This is a genomic window from Blautia sp. MSJ-36 (assembly GCF_018917985.1).
Taxonomy (GTDB): domain Bacteria; phylum Bacillota; class Clostridia; order Lachnospirales; family Lachnospiraceae; genus Blautia_A.
The window spans coordinates 1-2,717 of the sequence record NZ_JAHLPQ010000059.1 but is presented as its reverse complement, the minus strand read 5'-3'; the positions used below and the strand labels follow the sequence as shown (position 1 = coordinate 2,717).

At 46.8% G+C, this 2,717-nt stretch carries 3 protein-coding genes; all 3 read right to left on the bottom strand.

Annotation, left to right across the window (positions count from 1 at the left end):
• Window positions 1–82: 82 nt before the first annotated feature.
• Window positions 83–1,711: an IS66 family transposase gene (gene tnpC / locus KQI39_RS17085; RefSeq protein ID WP_216411667.1), complete on the bottom strand. Its 1,629-nt coding sequence runs from the start codon at window positions 1,709–1,711 to the stop codon at window positions 83–85.
• A gap of 121 nt (window positions 1,712–1,832) precedes the next feature.
• Window positions 1,833–2,180, bottom strand: a complete 348-nt coding sequence (tnpB, locus tag KQI39_RS17080; RefSeq protein ID WP_216411668.1) for an IS66 family insertion sequence element accessory protein TnpB — start codon at window positions 2,178–2,180, stop codon at window positions 1,833–1,835.
• On the bottom strand, window positions 2,174–2,590 hold the full coding sequence (gene tnpA / locus KQI39_RS17075; protein WP_216411669.1) for an IS66 family insertion sequence element accessory protein TnpA: 417 nt from the start codon (window positions 2,588–2,590) through the stop codon (window positions 2,174–2,176). Before tnpA ends, tnpB begins: the two co-directional genes overlap by 7 nt.
• Window positions 2,591–2,717: the final 127 nt, after the last annotated feature.

Here is a 2,717-nt window from a genome sequence, read left to right as displayed (position 1 = left end):
CGCTTAATTTTCAGGTATTACCAGAAAAATATCCGACTACTTTTCAGCAGTCGGAGTACCTTGACAATTCACATATAATTGATTATTCGTTGGAGTTTTCTACCAGTCGTTTGAGTTCTGCCTTGACATCTTCATTCCATGGAGCCAGCTGATCCAGCTCCTCGTCACTCATACTATCATTAGGCTGTTTCTCAAGTAGATAAGTCAGATAGTGATAGACGTTTACTCCATTTGCCTTTGCCATTTCTACCATAGTATAAACAATGGCACTGGCCTGTGCACCGTTCGGAGTATCACAGAACAGCCAGTTTTTACGGCCTACTGTAAAGGGGCGGATCGCATTCTCACTGAGATTATTAGAAAAGCTACATCTGCCATCTTCCAGATAGGTCATAAGATAGGAGCGGCGGTTTTGGATATAGGTGACTGCCTTATCCATCCGGGATCCCCGGGTAGGTTTCTGCATGTCAAGCCACGACAAAAAGCCCTCAATGACAGGCACTTCTTTTTCAAGGCGTGCTTTTTTGAGAGAATCGAAGGTTGTACTTTTTGCCTTGATCGTTTCTTCCAGACGGAAGAGACGGTCGATATACAGGATACCCTGCACAGCAGGCTGGCCGTAATCCAGGTTTTTCCCTTTCGGGACTGCATCCACCAGGTACCTGCGTATATGTGCCCAACAGGCAGTACGTTTTGCATCCGGCACTTTGTTGTACCCGCTATATCCATCGCACATCAGGTAGCCTTTGAATCCCTGCAGGAATTCAACCGCGTTATCCCCGGCGCGGGTTTCCGAGTATTTATAGAGGATGATTGGTACACCGCCATCTTCCCCGCTGCGGAAAAGCCACATATAGGATTTCGACTGGGCCCGGCGCCCCGGTTCATGCAGTACCTGCAGGGGCGTTTCGTCTGCCATTGCGAATTCCCGCTCCAGCAGTTTCCGGCGGAAGTATTCATACATCGGACGAAAGAATGCATCTGAATTAAGGATAACCCAGTTTGCCATGGTTGCCCTTGTGATGGATGCACCATACTGTTTCCAGTCTTTTTCCTGACGGCAGTAGGGCAGGCTGTTGCAGAACTTCTGGTACATCACCCATGCAACTGTGCCAGCCGAAGCCATCCCATAGAGCAAATGCGGTTTTCCATCTTTTCCTTTTTTGATAACAGAAAGACCGCGTTTACTGCATTCCGGGCATTCATAGCTGACACTGTAGTATTCGATGACTTTCAGCTTTGCCGGGATAAAGACCAGTTCACGGCGTACAAACTCCTCACCGATCCTTTTCAGCGGGGCATTACAGGCCGGGCAGAACCTGTCCTTTTCCGGGATATCCAAATATTCCTTTTTTACAGGCAGACCCTTAAAACGTTCTGCATTTGTTGCGCGGGCTTTCCTCTTTTTTTCGGGAAGCAGTGCAGCCATCTCCTCGGCTTCAGCGGCCGCAGGATCCTGTTCCATTTCAGCTTCGTTGAAAAGGTTCAGCTGTCCCGGAAGATCGGCGGAACGTTTTTCGCTGGAAGTGCCAAAGAGTTTTTTACGGAGAAGTTCCACTTCTTCTTTCAGGTTATCACGCTCCTGTGTAAGGGCTTCCTCCCGTTTATTTCCGGCATCGACAGTTGCCTGAAGAGTTTTTATTAAATTTTTCAGCTCTGTGATCATATCTTTCAGCTCATGCAGCTGGATATCTTTGGAACTGTCTGCCACTGCTTTTTCCTCCTGCTTTTGATATCTCTATTATATCAGAAAACAGACAGTGCTGCCAGTACAACAGGAAAACAGTGCACCCTAAAAAATGCTGAACGTACAGGGAAAACAAGCGGTTTTATTACCTTGTACAGGATGTTTTGATCGCTTTCGGCTGCTCAATATCAATGCCTGACATCAGCCAGTCGAATTCCCTCCATGTGAGGTTCCGGACTTCTGATTTATTTCTTGGCCATCGGTAAGAACCCTGGGCTGTCAGTCTTTTGTAGATCATAACGATCCCGTCAGGTTCTTTTAAGATGGCTTTGATCCTGTCACATCTTCGGCCACAGAAAAGATAAAGTGCGTGGTCGATCTCCATGGAAAACTGATCCTGGATGATCGCACATAATCCATCAATAGATTTGCGCATATCTGTTCTGCCGCAGACGATATAAATGGCATCGACATTTGAGATATCCGCTAACATAATGGCTCCTTCAGCGCATCCATCAGGATCTTCAGAAGGGAAGGATGAACGGTATTGCTCATCCGGATCATCAGTCCTCTGGCTTCGATCTCGATCGTATGTGGATTATCAAGGTACATGGAACTGTTATCTTTATCTGAAACCAGTTCTGCCGGAGGAGTTTCCGGCTCTATAGCGATCTGGACTACATCCTGTTTATGGGATGTAAGATCAAGGGTACTGGCTTTGTTAGCCGATTCTGGGATCTGACAGGCCTTTTTACGCAGGCGTGTGACCGCATTGTAAAAACAGCTGGGAGAGACCCCGTGTTCATTACACCATGCGGCATCAGTAAGCCCGCTCTGTCTGCACTGGATCACCAGTTCCATCCATTCATCCAGAGAACGCCCTGGGGCACGTTTACTGCTCATAATGAAACCTCCAAGTATAGTAATTGACCACTTCCTATCTACGAAGTGGAGTAAAAAACTATTTACTATCAATCATTATGAACTACAAAACGGCAAATGTATAGTTACCCAAGAATTAAGCGCTTAC

Excerpts from the sequence above, each read along its gene's own strand:
- tnpB (WP_216411668.1), bottom strand. The coding sequence starts at position 2,180 with ATGTTAGCGGATATCTCAAATGTCGATGCCATTTATATCGTCTGCGGC.
- tnpA (WP_216411669.1), bottom strand. The coding sequence starts at position 2,590 with ATGAGCAGTAAACGTGCCCCAGGGCGTTCTCTGGATGAATGGATGGAA.